Source organism: Mangrovihabitans endophyticus (assembly GCF_014646155.1).
GTDB lineage: Bacteria > Actinomycetota > Actinomycetes > Mycobacteriales > Micromonosporaceae > Actinoplanes > Actinoplanes endophyticus.
The window spans coordinates 1-20,688 of record NZ_BMMX01000052.1 but is presented as its reverse complement, the minus strand read 5'-3'; the positions used below and the strand labels follow the sequence as shown (position 1 = coordinate 20,688).

Annotated in this window: 13 protein-coding genes; 9 read left to right on the top strand and 4 right to left on the bottom strand. The window is 74.8% G+C overall.

Translation table 11 applies throughout. From position 1 onward, the window contains the following. The first annotated feature begins 34 nt into the window (after nt 1–34). The 8 genes from IEY73_RS29455 (at nt 35) to IEY73_RS29420 (ending at nt 14,555) form a co-directional block, all read left to right on the top strand. Nucleotides 35–1,390, top strand: coding sequence for an efflux RND transporter periplasmic adaptor subunit (locus IEY73_RS29455; protein ID WP_229716273.1), 1,356 nt, complete (start codon nt 35–37; stop codon nt 1,388–1,390). An 8-nt stretch (nt 1,391–1,398) separates the two neighbouring features. Next, nucleotides 1,399–2,163, top strand: coding sequence for an ABC transporter ATP-binding protein (locus IEY73_RS29450; protein ID WP_189082620.1), 765 nt, complete (start codon nt 1,399–1,401; stop codon nt 2,161–2,163). Further along, nucleotides 2,160–3,347 (top strand): ABC transporter permease, encoded by a 1,188-nt coding sequence (locus IEY73_RS29445; RefSeq protein WP_189082612.1) that lies wholly within the window; start codon nt 2,160–2,162, stop codon nt 3,345–3,347. Before IEY73_RS29450 ends, IEY73_RS29445 begins: the two co-directional genes overlap by 4 nt. Before the next feature lie 9 nt (nt 3,348–3,356). Continuing rightward, complete coding sequence (locus tag IEY73_RS29440) at nt 3,357–3,947, top strand: hypothetical protein (protein ID WP_189082611.1); 591 nt, start codon at nt 3,357–3,359, stop codon at nt 3,945–3,947. A gap of 283 nt (nt 3,948–4,230) precedes the next feature. After that, nucleotides 4,231–7,011 (top strand): helix-turn-helix transcriptional regulator, encoded by a 2,781-nt coding sequence (locus tag IEY73_RS29435; protein WP_189082610.1) that lies wholly within the window; start codon nt 4,231–4,233, stop codon nt 7,009–7,011. A gap of 170 nt (nt 7,012–7,181) precedes the next feature. Further along, on the top strand, nt 7,182–7,427 hold the full coding sequence (locus IEY73_RS29430) for a hypothetical protein (RefSeq protein WP_189082609.1): 246 nt from the start codon (nt 7,182–7,184) through the stop codon (nt 7,425–7,427). A 115-nt stretch (nt 7,428–7,542) separates the two neighbouring features. After that, complete coding sequence (locus IEY73_RS29425; protein WP_189082608.1) at nt 7,543–13,725, top strand: WD40 repeat domain-containing protein; 6,183 nt, start codon at nt 7,543–7,545, stop codon at nt 13,723–13,725. Continuing rightward, complete coding sequence (locus tag IEY73_RS29420; protein ID WP_189082607.1) at nt 13,722–14,555, top strand: serine peptidase; 834 nt, start codon at nt 13,722–13,724, stop codon at nt 14,553–14,555. The genes IEY73_RS29425 and IEY73_RS29420 overlap by 4 nt, the downstream gene beginning before the upstream one ends. A 37-nt stretch (nt 14,556–14,592) precedes the next feature. Here the strand turns inward: IEY73_RS29420 and IEY73_RS29415 are convergent, their stop codons facing one another. The 4 genes from IEY73_RS29415 to IEY73_RS29400 form a co-directional block, all read right to left on the bottom strand. Then, nucleotides 14,593–15,597, bottom strand: coding sequence for a TerC family protein (locus tag IEY73_RS29415; RefSeq protein ID WP_189082606.1), 1,005 nt, complete (start codon nt 15,595–15,597; stop codon nt 14,593–14,595). 116 nt (nt 15,598–15,713) lie between these two features. Continuing rightward, nucleotides 15,714–16,946, bottom strand: a complete 1,233-nt coding sequence (locus IEY73_RS29410) for a DUF1501 domain-containing protein (protein WP_189082605.1) — start codon at nt 16,944–16,946, stop codon at nt 15,714–15,716. 17 nt (nt 16,947–16,963) lie between these two features. Beyond that, on the bottom strand, nt 16,964–18,256 hold the full coding sequence (locus IEY73_RS29405) for a DUF1800 domain-containing protein (RefSeq protein ID WP_189082604.1): 1,293 nt from the start codon (nt 18,254–18,256) through the stop codon (nt 16,964–16,966). Nucleotides 18,257–18,339: 83 nt separating this feature from the next. Further along, nucleotides 18,340–19,716 carry a PA0049 family protein gene (locus IEY73_RS29400; RefSeq protein ID WP_189082603.1) on the bottom strand — a complete coding sequence of 459 codons (1,377 nt, stop codon included), beginning with the start codon at nt 19,714–19,716 and terminating at the stop codon, nt 18,340–18,342. Nucleotides 19,717–19,816: 100 nt separating this feature from the next. Between IEY73_RS29400 and IEY73_RS29395 the strand changes: the two genes are divergently transcribed. Next, nucleotides 19,817–20,688: serine/threonine-protein kinase (locus IEY73_RS29395; protein ID WP_189082602.1), on the top strand; the 872-nt coding region annotated here is incomplete at its 3' end.

Genomic DNA, 20,688 nt, shown 5'->3' with positions numbered 1-20,688 from the left:
GCAGCTCCGAGCAGCCCTCGGCACACTGTCCGGCATGCCTGCGCGCCGCTTCCGCCCGGGCGGCACCGCCCAGAGCCGCTTCGCCCCGAACCGCTTCGTCCCGCGCCGGATCTCCCGGATGGGCCTCTCGCTGCGCCGTCCCGCCCCGCTGGTGAACGCGGCGCTGGCGCTGCTGCTCGGCGCGGGCGGCTTCGTGGCGTACGAGACGCTGCGCGGCCCGGACGACGGTGCCGCGGCCGCCGGCGGGGCGAGCACCATGCCGGTGCGGCAGGGCACGGTCACCGCCACGGCGACCGCGGACGGTTCGGTGGCAAGCGCTTCCACCGCGACCGCGGACTTCGTCACCGGCGGCACGGTGACCGCCATCGACGTGGCCGTGGGCGACAAGGTGAAGAAGGGCCAGAAGCTCGCCGAGGTCGACCCGGCAGCGGCGAACCGCAGCCTGGACGCCGCCCGCGCCGACCTGGACGCGGCGCGCGACTCGCTGTCCCGGGCCGAGGACGCCGGGCAGGACACCACCGGCGCGCAGGACGCGGTGACCCAGGCCGAACTGGCCGTGGACGACGCCCAGGCGGCGGTGGACGGCACGGTGCTGACGGCGCCCATGGCCGGCACGGTGACCGCGGTGAACGGCACGCTGGGCAGTTCGTCGTCGGGTTCCGGCTCCTCCTCCGGCGGCCAGAACGGCGCCGGTTCCAGCAGCGGCGGATCCAGCGGCGCCGGGTCCAGCGGAGCCGGGTCCAGCGGCGGCGGGTCCAGCAGTTCCGCCGGCAGCGCCTCCGGCTCGTCCTCCGGCGGCTTCATCGACCTCGCCGATCTCACCAAGCTGCAGGTCACTGCGGACTTCGCGGAGGCCGACGCGACCCGGTTGACGGAGAAGCAGGCCGCCACGGTCACCTGGAACGCGCTCAACGGCGCGCGGGAGAGCGCCACGGTGGCCGCCGTCGACCCGTCGCCCACCACCAGCGACAGCGCCGTCACGTACGGCGTCACCCTCAGCCTCGACGATCTCCCCGACGGTGCCCGCCCCGGGCAGACCGTCTCGGTGTCCGTGGTGACCGGCGAGGTGGCCGACGCCGTCTACGTCAACCCGGCGGCCATCACCACGACGGGCGGCCAGCACCGCGTCACCGTGGTCGCCGGGGGACGGCGCGACACCCGTACCGTCCAGATCGGACTGGAGGGCGACCAGGCCACCCAGATCACCGACGGCGTGCAGCCCGGCGAGCAGGTCGAGATCACCCTGACCAGCACCGGGGACTCCGGGTCGACGGGCGGGTTCGGCAACCGGGGCGGCGGGTTCGGCTTCTCCGGCGGTGGCGCCCCGGGCGGCGGGCCCGGCGGTTTCTCCGGGGGCGGGCAGCGCGGCGGCGGGAGCGGCGGCCGGTGAGCGCTCCGATGGCCGCACCGACCGCCGAACCGGTGATCCAGGTCGCCGGCCTGACCAAGGTGTACGGCTCGGGCGAGGCCACGGTGCACGCCTTGCGCGGCGTCGACATGACCGTGCTGCGCGGCGACTACGTGGCGATCATGGGATCCTCCGGATCCGGCAAGTCCACGTTGATGAACATCCTCGGCGCGCTGGACGTGCCCAGCGCCGGCCGGTACCTGCTGGACGGCGTGGACGTGAGCAGGCTCGCCGACCGGCAGCTCGCGGTGGCCCGCAACCGGCTCATCGGCTTCGTCTTCCAGGCGTTCAACCTCATTCCCCGCACCAGTGCGCTGGCCAATGTGGAGCTTCCCCTGGCGTACGCGGGCGTGAAGGCGCGGCAGCGACGCGACCGGGCGATGGCGGCGCTGGAGACGGTCGGCCTGGCTGACCGCGCCCGGCACGAGCCCAACCAGCTCTCCGGCGGCCAGCAGCAGCGCGTCGCGGTGGCCCGCGCGCTGGTCACCGAGCCGGCCCTGCTGCTGGCCGACGAACCGACCGGCAACCTGGACACCCGCTCCACCGAGGACGTCCTGGAGGTCTTCGACGGCCTGCACCGCAGCGGCCGGACCATCGTGCTGATCACCCACGAGACCGAGGTGGGCGACCGGGCCGGGCGGCTGATCCGCCTGGTGGACGGCCGGATCGTCACCGACGTACGGCAGCAACCCGCCGGGCGGCAAACCACCGGGCGGCACAGCCGCCCGCTGACCGGGACGGAGGCGCTCACGTGAGCACCGTCGAGGTGGTGCGTTTCGCGCTGCGCGGCCTGGTCGCGAACAAGCTGCGGTCCGCGCTGACCATGCTGGGCATCCTGATCGGCGTGGCGGCGGTGATCCTGCTGGTCGCGGTCGGCAACGGCACGGCGCGCACGATCAGCGAACGGATCGAGGCGCTGGGCACCAACACCCTCACCGTGATGAGCAGCGGGCGCGACGCCACGCTCACGGTGCCGGTCGCGAACGCGCTTGCCGATCCCGTGCTGGCCCCCGACGTGGCCTCGGTCTCGCCGGTGGCCAGCACCTCCGCCACCATCACTTGTCAGGGCACCGACCATCAGGTCAGCCAGTTCGTGGGCACCACGCCGGACTGGTTCGCCGCCTCCAACACCCCGGTGGGCAGCGGCGCCGCGTTCACCGCCGACGACGAGGCGCAGGCCCGCCGGGTGGTGGTCCTCGGCCAGACCGCGGCGCAGGAGCTGTTCGGCGCGGCCGACCCGATCGATCAGCAGGTCACCGTCTCCGGGGCGCTGTTCACCGTGGTCGGCGTGCTGGCGGCCAAGAGCAGCACCGGGTTCCAGGACGCCAACGACACCGCGGTCGCCCCGCTCTCCGCGGTGCGCGAGGTGCTCACCGGGTACGGGTCACTCACCTCGATCCTGGTGGAGGCGGCCACCCCGGACGTGGTGGACGCGGCCCAGTCGGAAGTGGCCACCGTTCTCGACCAGCGGCTGAAGGTCGCCGCGGACGCGCAGAGCACGCCGTACCGGATCCAGAACGCGTCGCAGTTGCTGGAGACGCAGACCGAGACCGCGGACACGTTCACCACGCTGCTCGGCGCGGTGGCCGCGATCAGCCTGCTGGTCGGGGGCATCGGCATCACCAACATCATGCTGGTCACGGTGACCGAACGGACCCGCGAAATCGGCATCCGCAAGGCGCTGGGCGCGCCGCGCCGGACCATCCTCACCCAGTTCCTCATCGAGGCCACCCTGCTGAGCGTCCTCGGCGGGCTGCTCGGCGTGCTGGCCGCCCTGGTCGGGAGCACCTTCGAGATCGTCGGGGTGAAGCCGGTGATCGTGCCCAGCTCGATCGTGCTGGCGCTGGGCGTGTCCATCGCCATCGGACTGTTCTTCGGCGGGCTGCCGGCCGGGCGTGCGGCCCGGCTGCGCCCCATCGATGCGCTGCGCTACGAGTGAGGAGAGCACGTGACCGCTGCTGACGACACCGCGGTGCTGACGCCGGTGGGTGACCGCGACGAGACGCTGGCCGCCGAACTGGCCGCCGCCGCGCCACGCCGCTGGTGGAACCGCGGCACCGTGGTGCTGGGCGCGCTCGCCCTGCTGCTCGGCGGGTTCCTCGGCGGCCTGCAGGCGCAGCAGCACTGGGGCACACCGGCGTCCGCGCTCGGCGGGCGCGACGGCGGCGCGGCGGCCCGGTCCGGCGGGGGACGGGCGGGATTCCCGGGCGGTGGTTATTCCGGGGGTGGTTATTCGGGCGGTGGTTATTCGGGCGGCGCCGGCCGGACCGGCGAAGCCGGCGCGCCGGCCGGCGGCGCCCCCTCCGCGGCGGCGTCGGGCACGTCCGGCACGGTGCAACTGGTGGACGGCGACACGGTGTACGTGCAGACCGCCGACGGCACCACGGTGACCGTGCACACCAGCGGCGACACCCGGGTGCAGACGGCGAAGAAGGGCAAACTGGCGGACCTGAAGAAGGGCGACACGGTGACGGTGCAGGGCGACGCGGGCACGGACGGCGCGGTGACCGCGTCAGGCATCACTCGCACGCCCCACTGAGACCCGCACGCCCCACTGAGCCGAACCCACCACCGCCGCTCGCCCCGCCAGGACTCGGGTGGATCGTGACCTTTCTGGAGCGCTATGGGTCCTTTGGGGCGTTCGGGACGACCCGGAAATCCACGATCGATCGCTAGGGCGGGTGCGGGACTGGCCGTGGCGCAGGGACATGCCGGCACGGCACGGCCGACGCGTCATAACTCTTAACATTCGAAACTATTGATGTGACTCGGGGTCGCTTCCTAGGCTGATACCGCTTCTACGGCCGGGGAGGTGTGCCGGCGTGCGAACCGAGGAGCATGACCTAGTCGGCCGGGCGGTGCTGCTCGCCGCCATCGACGATCGGCTCACCGCCGGAGGCGGGGTGGCCCTGCACGGCCCCAGTGGCATCGGCAAGACCGCACTGCTCGATGCGCTCGCCGCCTCCAGCGCCCAGCGCGGCGACCTGGTGCTGCGCCTGCGCCCGGCGCCCAGCGAACGGTCGTTGCCCGGCGCCGGCGTGACCGACCTGATGGCCGGCATGCCCGGTGACGCCGCGACCGCGCTGCCGCCCGCACCGCGGGCCGCGCTCGCCGCGCTGCGCCAGGGTTTGCCGCCGCGGGCCAGCGCGTCCGCGCTCACCCGGCGGCTGATCCTGCCGCTGCTGCTCGCGCACTGCGCCCGGGAACGCCCGGTGCTGCTCGTGCTGGACGACGTGCAGTGGCTGGACGCCGAGTCGGCCGAGCTGATCGCGTTCGCCATGCGCCGCCGCCCCGGTCCGCGCGTGCGGGTGCTGTCCGCGCAGCGCTGGCCCGACCCGGCCGGGCGGCGGCGCGCGGCCCGGCTGTGCCCGGCTCCGGTGTCCGAGTTCGCCGTCCCGCCACTGAGCGCCGACGACCTGACGGTGCTGCTGGAAGCGCGCGGCCTGCCGTGCCGCACGGCCAGCCGGCTGCACGCGGCCAGCGGCGGCAACCCGTTCCTGGCCCTGGCACTGGGTGCGGCGGTCGCGCCCGGCCCGGCGTGGCAGCCCGCGCCGCTGCCCGAGCCGGCCCGCGTGCTGCTGCGTGAACGCCTGGACGCGCTGCCCGCGCCGGTGGCCGACACGCTGCTGGTGGCGGCGCTGGCCACCGAGCCCACGCTCGGCACGCTGATCCGCGCCGGCCGCGAGGACGCCGCCCGGGAACTGCGGCTGGCCGAGGCGGCGGGGGCGATCGAGTGCCGGGGTGACGCGGTGTCGTTCACCCCGCCGGCCCTGGGCACGGTGCTGGCCGAGGACGCCGGGGCGCGCCGCCGCGCGCAGGTCCATGGCGCGCTGGCCGCCGCGGCGACCGACGAGACCGACGCGATCCGGCACCGGGCGTTGCGCAGCGGCCGGCCGGATGCCGCGGTGGCCAAGGCGCTGGCCGCGGCGGCCGAGCACGCGGCCGAGGCCGGCGCCGGCCGCGCCGCCGCCGAGCTGTGGCTGCTCGCCGCCGAGCGCTGCCCGTACACGCTTGCTGCGCAACGGCTGGACTGGCTGGTCACGGCGGCGGGCGCGGCGCTGACCGCGGGCGTGCCGGCGATGGCCGGGCGGGCCGCCGCGGCGGTGCTGGCCGACCAGGCGCCCTCGCAGCATCGGGTGCGCGCCCGGCTGGTGCTGATCGACCTGGCCGGGCAGGCGCTGTCCGGAATGGCGGAGACGTTCGCCGCCGCGGTGGTCGAGGCCGGGGACGACCCGGCGCTGCTGGCCCCGGTCCGGTTGCGGCTGACCTGGGCCGCGATGGTCGGCGGGGACCCGGACGGCGCCGTCGCCGAGGCCGCCCGCACGGTCGCCGCGGCGCGCCGTGCCGGCGATCCCACCACCGAGGCGATGGCGCTGAGCGCTCTTGCGCAGGTGCAGCGGGTGCGGGGCGAACCGGATTGGGCGCGCACCCTGCAGTGGGCGCTGGCGCTGCCCGCCGCGCAGGTGCCGGGATGGCTGCACATGGGGCCGCGCTACCTCGCGGCCCGGTTCGCCATGATGGACGACCGGCTCGACGAGGCCCGCGACGAGTTGCTGCGGCTGCTGGCCGTGGCGGAGCAGGACCGGGCCGGGGAGGCCCTGGTGGAGGTGCTGCGCAGCCTGTCCGAAGTGGCCACCCGGGCGGGCCGGTGCCGGGACGCGCTGCGCTACGCGCACCGTGCGGTGGACGCCGCCGCGGCCGCCGGGCTGAGCCCCGGACCGACGTGGTACACCGCCGCGGTGGCCGAGCTGGCCGGCGGCAGCCTGGCCGCGGCCGCCGGGTACGCCCGGCGCGGGGTGCGCGCCTCGGAACAGGAGGGCGACAGCATCTATCTGCGCCGCAACTTGCACGCCCTGGGCCAGGCGGAGTTGCGCGCCGGGGACACCCGGGCCGGGGTGGCGGCGTTGCGCCGGCTGCGCGACCTGGAGGCCGAACGCGGCGACACCGACCCGATGATCGTGCGCTGGCACGGCGACCTGGCCGGCGGATTGGCCGCCCTCGGCGAGCACGACGAGGCCGCCGCGACCCTGGCCGCGGCGCGGGACGCGGCCCGCCGCCTGGGCGCCGCGCCCGGCGTGACCGGATATCTGGACCGCGCCACCGCGGTGGTGCTCTCCGAAAGCGGGCAGCCGGACACCGCGGTGCTGCTGTCCGCCGCTGCGGCGCTGCACTTCGCCCGGCTGCGCCAGCCCATCGAGCAGGCGCACGCGCTTCTCGTGCAGGGCGGCGCTGAGCGTCGCCGCCGCCGGTACGCGGCGGCCCGGGTGGCGATCTCCGCCGCGTTGGCCATCTTCCTGGCCGCGGACGCGAAGCCGTGGACCGAACAGACCGAACGCGCTCTGTCGCCGGCCGAGGGCACCTCCGCCCCGCCGGCCGATCTGGGCCTGACCACGACCGAGGCGCGGATCGCCGCCATGGTCCGCGACGGCGCCAGCAACCGGGAGATCGCCACCCGCCTCTATCTGAGCGTCAAGACCGTGGAGGCGACGCTCACCCGCGTCTATCGCAAGCTGGGTGTCCGGTCCCGTACGCAACTGTCCTCGCGGTTGCGCACCGCAGACATCGGCTCCGGTGGGGTGTCCGAACTCACCACCCGCGCCTGACCAGCCGTTCGGCGACACACCGTGACCTGGGTTACCGGTTTTCGGTGGTCCGGCTCACTTTCGCATCGAGAGTTTTACCTGCTCGATTTGGTGATGAAGCGACAGCTCCGGATCGTGGAAGGCGGAGGCGACGGGGCCTTCGTTGATCACACTGCGTAAAGGGGACAGTCATGCAACTCACCACCAGGATCCGCGACATTCGCGTCGGCCTGGCCAACCGGCGCACCGTGCGCGACGCGCACCGCCGGCTGAGCGCGGAACTCGCGTCGTTCCGCACCCCGAACGAGCGCGCCGAGCTGGACGAGATGCTCGGCCGACACAGTCACGAGGAGACCTCTCAGATCCGGGAGATCCTGCACCGGCTGGACCACGAGCGGCAGCGCCGCGCCGTGGGAATCGGTGGCCGCGGGCATTGACTCGTGGGCGTTCGGCCCGAGCGGCCTCCGCCGTTCGGGCCGAACGTCGTCCGCACATCGCCTCGCCGCCGTTGCGGTCCGCCACCGTCCGCCCACGGTGTGACAGTCTGGGCCGGTGTCCGATCTCGCCACCGACACATGCCTGCGCCGAGCCTTGAGCGTGGTCGTGTCCGAGTTCGGCGATGCGCCGCTGGGCGCGGAGCTCAGCCTCGGCACCCTGCCCGCTCTGCCGTACGCGCGGACCCGGCAGGAGGAACTGGTGGCCGAGCTGCAGAGACTCGGCTACGACTGCACCGAGCTGGCCGACCCGGACTCGGCCGACCTGGGCGAACGGGTGCTGGGTTTCCTGCGCGAGCCGTTCCCCTCGGCCGGCGTCCGCGTGGTGCACGTGCTCAGCCACGCCCACCCCGCCCCGGTGACCCGCAAGCTTCAGGTGGTCGGCCGGGACGGCGGCGACGCCCGGGACGCGACAGTGGAGCGCTGGGTCGAGGAGGCGGCCGCGGGCCCGGTGCCGACGCTGTTCCTGCTGGACCTGTGCGGCGCGGGCGACGTGACGGTGCTGGACTGGGATCAGCGGCAGCCGGCGTCGGACCGGCGGGCGTGGGTCATCGCGGCCAGCGAGCCGGCCAGCCCGTCCTACAACGGACGGTTCACCGCGGCGCTGACCGAGGTGATGGCGCGCATCGCCAAGGGGGCGATGACCGACCTGGACGCGTCGGTCCCGTCCGTGCCGCTGGCGTCCGTCGCCCGCGAGGTCAGGCTCGCGGTGATGCGGGCGGTGCAGCGCGACGGCGGACGCCGGCAGACCGTCACCGGCAGCCGGATCGGGTTCGCCGAGGAGCTGCCCGACCTGCCGTTCTTCGCCAACACCCGGTTCCGCAGCGAGGCCGACCGCGCGCTGCGCGGCAGCGTCGACCCGGGCGTGCGGCCCTACTTGGACGCGGTGGACCAGCTCGTCGACCCGGTGCACTTCATCTCCCGCGCCCGCGGGGTGGTCCGCAGCGCGCCGCCGGAAGCGGTCAGTTGCTTCACCGGGCGCCGTGCGCAACTCACCGCGCTGGCCGGCTGGATGGACGCCGGGGACGGCTTGCGGGTGGTCACCGGCAGCCCGGGCGTGGGCAAGTCGGCGCTGCTGGGCATCCTGGTCTGCGCCGCCCATCCGGTGCTGCGCAACAGCTCGGCCTGGCACACCGTGGCGGCGGTGGCGCCGTCGCGCAACGACGACCTCGCCGCGGTGCACGCCCGTCAGCGCACCGTCGAGCAGATCGTCGCGTCGCTGGGGCGCCAGCTCGGGGTGGTCGTCTCGGGGAGCCGCCCGGCCGCGGCGGTGGTCGCCGCGGTGGCCGGCCGCCCGGTGCAGCCGGTCGTCGTGGTGGACGCCCTGGACGAGGCGGCCGACCCGCAGACCCTGCTGGAACAGGTGCTGCTGCCGATGGTGACCACCCGCCGGCCGGACGGCCGGGCGGCGGCCCGGCTGCTCATCGGCGCCCGGCCGTGGGCCCAGTTCCGGCCGCTGTTCGACCTGGCGGTCGCCTCCGGCGCCCTGGTGGACCTGGATCGGCTGGACGCCGCCGAGGTCCGGTCGGACCTGGTCGACTACGTCGGCTTGCTGCTCACCATGGACCAGCGGTACGCCGACGCGGCGCACGCGCCGGTGCGCGCCGCGATCGCCGCGCAGGTGGCCCGGGCGCTGACCGCCGACCGGCCCGGCACCGACCCGCAACGGTGGGGCGAGTTCCTGGTGGCGAGCCTGTTCGTCAACCACCTGGCCGGCGAGGGACCGGTGATCGGCACGGCGGCGGAGGTTCCCGGCCGCCTCGGACCGGTCCCGCGCACGCTGCCCGACGTGCTGGAGCTGGACCTGGCCACGCGCGGTACCCGGTGGTTGCGCCCGGCGCTCGCGGCGGTCGCCTGGGCCCGCGGCGACGGCATGCCGCTGGAGGCGATCACGGCCTGCGCGCGGGTGCTCCACCCGGGCCACGAGGAGCCGGCCGCCGAGGCCGTCGCGGCCGCACTCGGCGAGGGCCGGTTCTATCTGCGCACCTCGGTGGACGTCGACGGGACGACCCTCTACCGGCTGTTCCACCAGGGGCTCGCGGACCATCTGCGGGCCGACGCGACGGGCCGCCTCGGTGTCGCGTCGCGGGACCTGGACCGCGCGGTGTTCGACCGCTTGCTGGCGCAGGTGCCCGGCGACGCCGGCGCACCGCGATGGGCGCTGGCCGCGCCGTATCTGCTGCGCAACCTGATCGGGCACGCGGTGGACGCGGGGCAGGCGGACACGCTGCTCACCGACGTCGAGTTCCTGGTGCACGCGGCCCCGGCGGAGGTGGCGCCACGATTGCGGCACGTCCGCACCTCGCCCGGCCGGCAGGCCGGGGCGGTCTATCTGAAGTCGTTCCTGCGGCACAGCGCGTCCGATGTGGACGAACGACGTGCGGTGCTGGCCGTCGACGCGGTCCGCGAGGGCTACCCGCGGATGGCCCGGGACCTGTGCCGCCCGCCGGACCAGACGCCCCCGGCCTGGCTGCCGTGGTGGTCGACCGGTCAGGCGGCCACCCCGACGGACAGCCTGACCGGGCATCGCGGCGACGTGACGCATGTGCGGTGCCTGACGCACCGGCAGGAACACCTCGCGGTCACCGCCGACGTGGACGGTGAGATCCGGGTCTGGGACCTGGTCACCGCCGCGGAACGGCAGACGTTCACGGTACGGTCCGCGGCGGTCACCGCCCTGGCGGTGACGTCCACGCCGTCCGCGCCGCTCGCGGTGCACGGTGGCGCGGACGGGATGGTGCTGGTCACGGACCTGCGGACCGGCGCCACGCGGCCGGCGCACCCGGTCGGCGTGGGCCGCGTCACCGCTCTGGCGGCGGTGTGCGCGGGGCAGCGGTGCCACGCCGTGGCGCTGTCCGCCACCGGGGTGAGCCTGCTCGCCGTGCCCGGCGCCGATCCCGGCGATCACGCGGGATCCGCCGCCGCCCCGGTGGCGGTGACCGGCCTGACCGCCGCGCCGACCGGGGTGGCGGCCGTGGTGATGGACGGGCGGCCGGTGGCGGTGGTGGCCACCGCGGACGGGTCGGTGAGCCTGTGGGACGCCGTCGACGGCGCTCTGCTGCGCCGGCTGGACCCGGAACTCGGGCCGCTCACCGGCCTTGTCGCGTTCGCCACCCGGACGCGCACGATGGCCGCGGCGGTCGGCGCCGACGACCGGGTGCACACCTGGGATCTCGCGTCCGGGGCGCCGCTGTACGTCCGTCCCGAGACGACCGGCATGCGCCAGGCGGTGGCCCGGGTGGCCGGGTGCGGGTCGCGCCTGGTCACTGTGGGCAAGCGGGGCGGGTCGGTGGTCTACGACGCGGACACCGGCCGGCCGCTGGCCGAGCACTGGCATGCGCCGTGGGCCGCGGCGGACCTGGACGGAGCCTCGGTCGGCGGCGGGCGGCTGCGGCTGGCCGGGGCCGGCGGCACGGCGATGGCACACGTGTGGACCGGGCTGCCCGGCACCGACCATGCCGAGGTGTCGCCGCCCGTGCACCGGTACGGGCTCGCCGCGGTGTACGGCGAGGCGGGCGAGATGCACGCGCTCGGGTTCGGGCCGGACGGCGCGGTGTGGCACGTGGACCCGGCGACCGGTGCGGGGCGGGCGGCGCTGGCCGACGTCGCCGGGCCGGCCGTGGCGGTCGCCGCGGTGCGGGCGAGCGACGGGCGCGCGATCGGCGCGGCGGCCTTCGCCGACGACTCGATCACGGTCTGGGACCTGCGCGACGGCCGCACCCTGGGCCGTCTCACCGGGCCGGGTGTGGGCGTGGCCGGGCTCGCCCTGGTGGCCGCCGGCCCGCGGACGCTGCTGGTGACGGCCAGCATGGACGGCGCCGCGCGGGTGTGCGACCCGGTGACCGCCGAGGTGGTGCTGGCGGTCGACCGTCTGCCCGGACCGCCGGTGGCGCTGGCCGCCTGCCTGCACCACGGGGAGGACGTGGTGTTCGCGGCCGGGTTCGAGAACGGCGCGGTGACCTGCTGGACGGTCGGCCGGCCGGCGCCGGTGCGGGTCCGCGCCGGTGGCCCCGCCGTCACCGCCCTGGCACTCCTGCCGGACGGCGGCCGCAAGGGCGGCACGGTGCAGGTGGTGGTGGGTGGGCCTACCGGCGGCGTGAGCCGCTATCCGATGGCCGGGAAGGCGCCGCGCAGCCCGGTGGGTGGATTCAGCGGCCCGGTCGCCGGGGTTGCCGTGACACGGTCGTCACTCTCCGTATCGCGAATGTCGGTCCGTGTCCTGGTGGCCCTGCGCGACGGCACGCTGGCCGAGCGGTCCGTGGTCGGCGCCGCGCCGGTGCGACGGGCCAGGATCCTCGGCGGGGTGGCCCGCGTGGCCCGGCTGGGCACGGTGGACGGGGGTGTCGTGCTGGCGTATACGCTGGACGGCCGCCTCGCGGTGTGGCCGGACATGCGGGAGCACGCCGTGGCCTATCACCGGTTGCCCGGCGCCCGCACCACCGTCCCGGCCCGGGTGCGCGCCGCCCTGATGACCGACGGGCGGCCGATGATCGCCGTCACCGCGGCGGGCGGCGGCCTGCGCGTCCGCGACCTGGCCGAGCGGCGGTGGTTCCCGGTTCCCCGGCCGGAGCCGCCCGCGGTGAGCGCCCACTGCGTCGACGTCGACGGCCCGGCCCTGGTCACCGTGCACCGCGACGGGTCCGCGTCGCTGTGGGACCTGCACGCGAGCGCCGCGCCGCGGCTCCGGTGGCCGGTCGGCGCCGGGGCGCCGAGGGACGTGGCGGCCGGGCGGGTGGACGGCGCGACGGTGCTCGCCGTCGCGTACCGGACGGTGCGGCTGTGGGAACCGGCTACCGGACGTCTGCTGCGCGAGTTGCCAGCGCAACCGCAGGACCCGGCGCATGTCGCGCTGGGCACGGCGGGCGGGCGGCCGCTGCTGGCCGCGGCGGCTCGCGAGGGTGCGGTGACCGTGTGGGACCTGCGCTCCGGCGACGTGCTCCGGCGGCTCGACGCGGGCCGCACGGTGACCGGCCTGACCATCGGCGAAGCCGGTGGGGACTGCGTGGTCGCGGTCGGCTGCGCGGACGGGACGGTGGCCTGGTGGGAGTCGGCCGACGAGAATCCGCGGACGTACGTCGCCGCGGGCGTGCTGGCGGTGGTGCGGCTGCGGCTGACCCCGCTCGGTGCGGGCGCCGCTCTGGTGGTGCGCAACACCGGCGGCGGGTGCTACCTGATCGACCTGGACGACCGTCGGCACCGCTGCGCCGGACCGGCCTCACCGGGCCCGCTGGTCGACGTCGACCACCTGGTGGTGCACGGGTCCCGCCCGGCGATCGTCAGCCTGGACCTCGACGGCCGGGTCACCCACGACTATCTCGACACGGACCCGCCGCGCAGCATCTCCGCGCGGCACGACGACCGGGTCCTCGCGGTGGCCCTGGCGCCGGACGCGAGGACCGTGATCAGTGGCGGGCGCGACGGCCAGCTACGGTCGTGGTGGCCGGAACGTGGCACCACCCACCGCGCGCAGTTCCCGGACTGGGTCACCGGCGTCGCCGTCACCCGGGTGGACGGCCTGTCGGTGGTGCTGGCCACGTGCGACGACCATGCGGTGCGGGTCTTCCGGGGTGGGGTGCCGGCCACGCCGGACCTGCTGCACGGGCACCGGAGCTGGATCAGCGGCGTCGCCTGCACCCCGTCCGGGGCGCTTGCCGTGACGTGCGGGCACGATCAGACCGCGCGGGTGTGGGACCTGCGCACCCTTGAGCAAGTCCACGAACTGCGCGGACACCGGTTCCCGCCGACCGCGGTGGCGTGCGCCGAGCTGGACACCCGTCCGCTGGCGGTGACCACCGGACAGGACGGTGTGGCCGTCGTGTGGGATCTGGAGTCCGGGCGGGCGCGGCACACCCTGACCGGTCACGGCGGCTGGCTGACCACGGTCGCCTGCGTGGCCTCCGCGGGCCGGGTCACCGCGGTGACCGGCGGCGAGCATGGTTCGGTCTGCCTGTGGGACCTGTCGTCCGGTGCGCACCTGCGGTGCCTGGCCGAGCTGGACGCGCCGGTGACCGCCGTGGCGGCGGCCGACATCGGGGGCCGTCCGGCATTCGCGTGCGCCGTCGGCGCGACGGTCCGGGCGTACTTTCCGGACCGCGACGACCGGCCGGTGCGCATCCCGCTCCCGCAGCCGGTCGGCGGGCTGGCCGTAGGGTCGACGGGTCGCATGGTGATCGCCGCCGGCGACGAGCTGATCATGGTGGACGTGACCGCGCCCGCCGGAGCGACCGAGAGGAACGCGTGACGACCATCCTGGGCATTCATGGCGCCGGAAACCATCGGGCCGGACAGCCGGCCGCGCGGATGTCGGCGGCGTTGAGCGAGCGATGGGCCGCCGCGCTGGGACGCGGCCTCGGCGCCGCGCCCGGCAGCCTCGACCTCGACGTGGTCTACTATGCCGACCTGCTGCACGGCGAGATCGCGCAGGGTCCGCCGGAGGTGTCCGAGCTCGGACCGGTGGCCGAGGCGATGGTGCTGGCGTGGACGCAGGCGCTGGGCGCCCCGCCGGACATCGCCCAGGGGCGGCTGACCGAACCGGCGCGGCGGGCGATCGAGTGGGTGGCGCAGCGGTTCGGACGCCCGTACGAGGTGGTCGCGCACGCCTTCGTGGCGGTCGTGTTTCCTGAGGTGGCGACCTACCTGACCGACGAGCCGGCGCGCGAGGCGGTGCGGGAGACGGTCGCCCAGGCCATCGCCGAGCACCGGCCCGCGGTGCTGATCGCCCACTCGCTGGGCTCGGTGGTCGCCTACGAGGCGCTCTGCGCGCATCCCGGCATCGAGGTGCCGTTGCTGCTCACCGTCGGATCCCCGCTGGGCATGCCGAAGGTGGTGCGTGAGCGCCTGCGACCGGCGGTGGGCCCGGACGCCAACCGGCCGGCCGGGGTGCGGCGCTGGGTGAACGTCGCCGACCACGGGGACTTCATCACCGTGCCGACCCGGCTGTCCGACGTGTTCGCGGTGGACGAGGAACACCGGGTGAGCATCCACCCGGTGGACTTCCATCGGGTGGCGAGCTATCTGCCCTGCCCGGAGGTGTCCGCCGCGGTCCGCCCGTACCTGAGCGCGTTCGGCTGAGCGGGGGCCTGGCGGGTGCGGGCCCGGCGGGTGCGGCTCAGTCCGCGGGCCGGTCCTCGTGGGACCGGGCCCGCATGCTGCCCGCGTGGGCGGTGACCGCGGGATCCCGCCGCACCTTGATCAGGCTGGCCACCGTGGTGATCGCCAGCACGCCGACGATGACGCCGAGGGACACCGGCGTGGAGATCTCCGGTGCCGAGGTGGTGATGTCGGAGTGCAGCCAGTGCAGGATCAGCTTCACGCCGATGAACGCGAGAATGACCGACAACCCGGTGGAGAGGTACACCAGGCGGTCCAGCAGCCCCTTCACCAGGAAGAACAACGCGCGCAGGCCGAGCAGGGCGAAGGCGTTGGCGACGAACACGATGTACGCCTGCTCGGTCACCCCGAACACCGCCGGGATCGAGTCGAGGGCGAACAGCAGGTCTGAGCTGCCGATCGCGATCAGCACGATGAACAGCGGGGTGGCCACGCGACGGCCGTCGACGCGGGCGAACAGCTTGCCGCCGACGTAGTCGGAGTGCACCGGCAGCACCCGCTTGCTCGCCTTGACCAGGGCGTTGTCGTCCACCGACGGGTCCTCGTCGCGGTGCCGGAAGAGCTGCACGGCGGTCCAGATCAGCAGCAGGCCGAAGATCAGGAACATGAAGGAGAACAGCGACAGCAGGGTGGCGCCCACCGCGATGAAGATGACCCGCAGCACCAGGGCGATGATGATGCCGAAGGTGAGCACCTCCTGCTGGTACTTCTCCGGCACCGCGAACGTGCTCATGATGATCACGAAGACGAAGAGGTTGTCGACCGACAGGCTCTTCTCCACGATGTAGCCGGCGAAGTACTGCGCCCCGAAGTCCCAGCCGGCGACCGCGCCGAACACCACGCCGAAGGCGAGCGCGACCGCGATGTAGAAGGTGGACCAGGCGGCGGCCTCCCGGAAGCCCACCGCGTGCGGGCGCAGCACCCCCAGTGTCAGATCGAGGGCGAGCAGGGCGACGATGACCGCGATGGTCAGCGTCCAGCCGAGCGCGGTGACCTCCAGCATGAGCGGGGAACCTCCGAGGCGTCCGGGCGTAACGTCCGGACAATGGTCCCTGCCGCGGCTGAAAAGTAGCTGGTAGCCGGGGCTGGTTCACCCGTCAGGTGTGGGTAGTTGAGCCGTCAACCAAGCTGGAGGCGGCCGTCCCACCCGTCCAGCAGACGCTGCGGCTCCGCGTCGAGCACGTCGGCCAGCAGCGTGGCGTACACGTCCCGGAAGTCGACGGTGTACCGCAGGTCCCCGTCGTCCAGATCGGTGAGGCTGGGCGCCTGCCCGTACATGCCGCCGGGCACCCCCGCGCCGATCAGGAACATCGACGACGCGGTGCCGTGGTCGGTGCCGTCCGAGGCGTTCGCCCGCACCCGGCGACCGAACTCGGAGTACACCGCGATCACCACGTCCCGCCCAGCCATCCGCTGCGCGAACGCGCTCAGCGGCTTGTCCAGCTTGGCAAGCTGCGACTGCTGCGCGTTCTTCTCGTCCGCGTGCAGGTCGAATCCGCCCAGCGACACCGAGTACACCCGCGTGGCGGCGCCCGCCTCGATGCACTTGGTGACCAGGGCGAGCTGCGCGTCCAGCGGGGGAGCGGCGCCGCCGGTGCCGGTCGCGGCGCTGTCGTCCCCGGTGTCCTCGTCGTCGGCGTCCGCGTCGGAAGCGGCGGCCACGTCGTTCATCAGGTCCTGCACCCGGATCAGGTCGGCGAAGCAGGCGGCGGCCCGTGCCTGCGCCGGAGGCTCGCCCGCCGACGTGCCGGAGACCGCGCGCAACACCTGCGGAGTCACCGTTGCGGGCAGCTTCACCGCCCCGCCGGGCACCGTCGCCCCGGCGGTGGTCGCCCCGGCCAGCAGCGGCGGCAGCACCGGTTCGAAGGACACCGCCAGCCGTGGATCCCGCCCGGCCTGGTCCAGCCAGCGGCCCAGCCACCCGGTGGTGCCCGGCCGGTCCGGCTGGGCGGTCTGCCAGATGTCCATGGACTGGAAATGGCTGCGGTTCGGCTTCGGATAGCCCACCCCGCGAACGATTGCCAGCCGCCGCTGCTGCCACAGCCCGTGCAGCCCGGCCAGGCCCGGGTTGAGCCCGAACGCGCCGTCCAGGTCCAGGATCTGGTCGTGCGGGTACGTCATGCCGGGTCGCGCCGCGGCGTACGCCGGATCCGCGTACGGGATGACGGTGTTCAGGCCGTCGTTGCCGCCGTAGAGGGTGACCAGCACCAGGGTCTTGCCCCGCAGCCCGGTGTCCGGCCGCCGGAAGTTCAGGATCTCGTGCAGGCCGTACGCGGTGCCGCCGGCCGCCAGCGCGCCGCCCGCGGCCACGCCGCTGGCGATCAGGAACCGTCGCCGGGTGAGGGTGTCCATGATGTCGCTCCCGCAGGTCAGTGAACGGTGTACTCGGGCGTGGCCAGGCCCAGCGCGAGCAGCTTGCGAGGCTGCGCGGCGACCTGATCGAGGGCGGCGCGGGTGCGGGCGGTCCAGCCGTCCACCACCAGCAGCCGGGCGAGCGCGTCGACCCGTTCCCGGACCGGGGTGTCGTCCAGCGGGCCGTCGGTGAGTGCCGCCAGCGCCTGCCCCGCACGCAACCGTGCCTGCACCGACGACGTGGTCAGCCAGGCGTCGCCGGAGGGCCAGCCGCCCACGCTCGGCGGGCGCAACGGCACCTGCCCCAGCGAGCGCAGCATCCCGGTCATCCGCGGCCGCTGCTTGTCCGGCAGCTTCGTCAGGTCGATGCCGAGTTGCCGCACCGCGCCGACCAGCCATTCCACCGGCTGTTTGACCAGGTGACCGCGGGTCGCCGGGAATGCGGGGTCGGTGACCATGGCGCGCAGCATGGTCGCCGTGTCCCGGCCGGACGCGGCGATGCGGCGTATCGCCTCGGCCGGCGCCGGGTCGCCCGAGGCGTACCGCAGCCACAACCGGCCGGCCAGGAACGGCAGATGCGCGGGATGCCGCACGAGCACCCCGGCGTACGTGTCCACGTCGTGCACCCCGGCCTGTCCGAGCACCGTGACCGGGGTGTCGTCGTGCCGCTTGGCGGCCAGGGTGGCGCGGCCGGCCGCCCGGTCCACCTGCCATCCGGTCAGCACCCGGGCGCCCGCCTTCACATCGGCCTCGGTGTAGTGGCCGACACCCAGCGTGAACAGCTCCATCAGCTCGCGGGCGAGGTTCTCGTTCGGCGCCTTGCGCGTGTTGCGCTGCCCGTCCAGCCACAGGATCAGCGCCGGGTCGCGCAGCATCGCGCGGACCATCGCGCCGGTGTCACCCAGCCCGTACCGGCGGAACGTCTGCTGCTGGGTGAGCATCAGCGTGGCCGAGCGCACCTTCTGCACGCTTGTCGCCCAGTGCCCGTGCCAGAAGAACGTCAGCTTCTCCGCGGCCCGCCCGGCCGGGGTGGTGGCGCCGGCCATCGCGGTCAGCCACCACCAGGTCGCGGCGGTGACCTGGGCGCGCACCTGCTGCCGGGCCTGCTGCCGGGCCTCGCGCCCGGCGTCGTGCGCCAGCGCCCCGAACGGATCGGCGCCCAGATCCGGGAACTGCGGCGCGGTCGCTGGCGCGAGCAGCTTCGCCACCGTGGCGTCGGCACCGTCGGCCACCGCTGCGTCCACGTCGGACGCGGTCGGGCCGAACGTGAGCCGGCGTAGCAGGTGAGCCGCCGTCGGTCGATCGGTCATGGCGGGAAACGTACGGGCGGCATGTCAGGGTCGTGTAAGGGCCGGGTTCGGCGTCTGTAGGACGAATTGTCCCCGCGGTCCGGTCAGGCTGCCGCCCCGGCGGCGGCGACCAGCGCGACCGTCTGCTCGATGGTGGCCCGGCGGTCGGCGGCGAACGCGTCGTCGATCACCACGGTCGGGTCGGCCGGATACACCAGGGCGGAGATGTGCAGATGGCCGCCCGGCACGCCGGTGGCGCCCAGCGCCAGGCGCAGCCGGTTCGAGCGATACATGCTCTCGTTCGACAGGTAGTTGCCGCCGCCGCCGGACTGCGCCTGAGCGCCGGGCGCGGGTCCCTCGTCGGTGCACGAGAAGGGTCCGTCCGGCCGGGTGCCGGCCGGCCACTGGCACACCGTCGGGTTCAAGGCCACCGGCCACGGGCCGGTTCCCGCGCCGATCATCGCCGGGTACGGCAACGTCGTCTCGATGAACTCGCGCCCCGGATCCGGCTGCGGCCACCGCGGCGCGGGCGGGATCAGTTCGGCCTCGCCCTCGTTGTTGTTGTCCGGGCTGCCGCCGCGCCACGCCCCGGCCCACTGCTCGATGTTCATCACGCCCCGCCCGCCCTGGCTGATCGTCATGATCAGGTCGGCCTGGCCGGGCCTCGCGAGCAAGTGCGGTCCGAACGCGTCCTCCACGATGCCCGCGTCGAAGCCGCTCCAGGTCACCGGCAGCATCACCGCCTGCACCCGGACCCGGTCCCGCCCGCTGCCCAGCCCTCGGCCGTCGAGCCCTCGGCCGTCGAGCCCTCGGCCGTCGAGCCCTCGGCCGTCCAGCCCTCGGCCGTCGAGCATCCGGCCGTCCAGCACCCGGCCGTCGAGTTGCAGCGCGGCGCCGCCGGACGGGTTCGACCGCCGGATCTCGCCGTTGAGCTGGTACGGGTCGAAGCCGCTGACCAGTACCCGCGTCCCGGAGCGGCCGAACGCGGTGGAGGTCACGCCGCGGGCGGCGTACTCATACGTGCGCAGCAGCGCGGCGCGGTCCGCCTCGCTGAGCGCGAACCCGGGACGCCACTGGCGGATGTCCCGCGTGCCGGTCAGCCTCGACCAGTAGAGCGGCCGGTCGTCGTACCGGTCGATGGTGCCCATGGCGACCCGCCCCTGGGCGCGGGCGACGGCGGCCCGCCACAGGGCGGCGCCGTGCCCGCGCAGCATCACCCGCGCGGTCGCCACGGTCCGGGCGTGACACAGCGCCGCGGCGAGCCCCCGCACGTACGGGGCGAAACCGCCCGCTTCGATCAGATACGACGGGACCTGGACCCCGCCGGGCAGCGCCGGGGTGTCCAGGCGCCCCTCCTCGTACGTGACCGGGGCTCTCCGGTCGAAGCAGTCCGGTGTCCCGGTGCCGGCCGGCGTGGCGCCCGCCGGCACCGCGGCTGACAGCAGCAGTGCACCGGTGACCAGGGGAATGAGCAGGCGCATAGCGGTTCCGTCCCGGTTCGTGGATATTGACGGAAGTCACTCTATCGTCTTGTCCCGCCCGCCATGAGTGGCACGCGCCACGATCGGGTATACCGGCACCATGACTGCTGGACAGGCCACCGTCCAGGGCCGCTACCGCCTGGGCAGGACGCTCGGCGCCGGCGGCATGGGACGCGTCTGGCAGGCCCGCGACGAGGTCCTGGAGCGGGACGTGGCGGTCAAGGAGATCATCCTGCCGGACGAGATGATCGAGGCCGACCGCGACGCCCTGCACCGGCGCACCCTGCGCGAGGCGCGGGCCACCGCGCGCCTGGCACACCACAACGTGGTGCGGGTCTACGACGTATTCGAAGCCGACGGCCGGGCCTGGATCGTGATGGAGTACGTGCCGTCGCGGTCCCTGCAGCAGGCCCTCGACGCCGACGGCCCGCTGTCGCCGGAGCGCGCCGCCCAGGTCGGCCTGGAGGTGCTGGCCGCGCTGGACGCCGCGCACCGCGCCGGGGTCCGGCACCGCGACGTCAAACCGGCAAACGTGCTGCTCGGCGACGACGGCCGGGTGGTGCTCACCGACTTCGGCATCGCCGCGGTCGACGGGGAGAGCATCGGGACCAGTTCCGGCCTGGTGGTCGGCTCGCCGCAGTACATGGCGCCGGAGCGTGTCCGGCACGGCGAGACCGAGCCGTCCAGTGACCTGTGGTCGCTGGGTGCCACGCTGTACGCGGCGGTGGAGGGTCGTTCGCCCTACGCCCGCGCCTCGGTGATGGAGACCGTCACCGCGATCGCCGCCGACGAGCCCGACCCGCCGCAGCGGGCCGGTGCGCTGCGCCCGGTGCTGGACGGTCTGCTGTGCAAGGACCCCGCGGAGCGCATCGACATCGTGGAGGCGGAGAAGCGTCTGCGAGCGGCCGCGCACGCGCCCGCCGCGCCGCGCCGCCGGGGCCGCCGGTGGGGACGCCGCGCCGCCCCCGCCGC

Coding starts and splice junctions, on each gene's coding strand:
- IEY73_RS29430 (WP_189082609.1), top strand. CDS start 7,182: ATGCAACTCACCACCAGGATCCGCGACATTCGCGTCGGCCTGGCCAAC.
- IEY73_RS29405 (WP_189082604.1), bottom strand. CDS start 18,256: ATGACCGATCGACCGACGGCGGCTCACCTGCTACGCCGGCTCACGTTC.
- IEY73_RS29400 (WP_189082603.1), bottom strand. CDS start 19,716: ATGCGCCTGCTCATTCCCCTGGTCACCGGTGCACTGCTGCTGTCAGCC.
- IEY73_RS29410 (WP_189082605.1), bottom strand. CDS start 16,946: ATGGACACCCTCACCCGGCGACGGTTCCTGATCGCCAGCGGCGTGGCC.
- IEY73_RS29415 (WP_189082606.1), bottom strand. CDS start 15,597: ATGCTGGAGGTCACCGCGCTCGGCTGGACGCTGACCATCGCGGTCATC.
- IEY73_RS29455 (WP_229716273.1), top strand. CDS start 35: ATGCCTGCGCGCCGCTTCCGCCCGGGCGGCACCGCCCAGAGCCGCTTC.
- IEY73_RS29450 (WP_189082620.1), top strand. CDS start 1,399: ATGGCCGCACCGACCGCCGAACCGGTGATCCAGGTCGCCGGCCTGACC.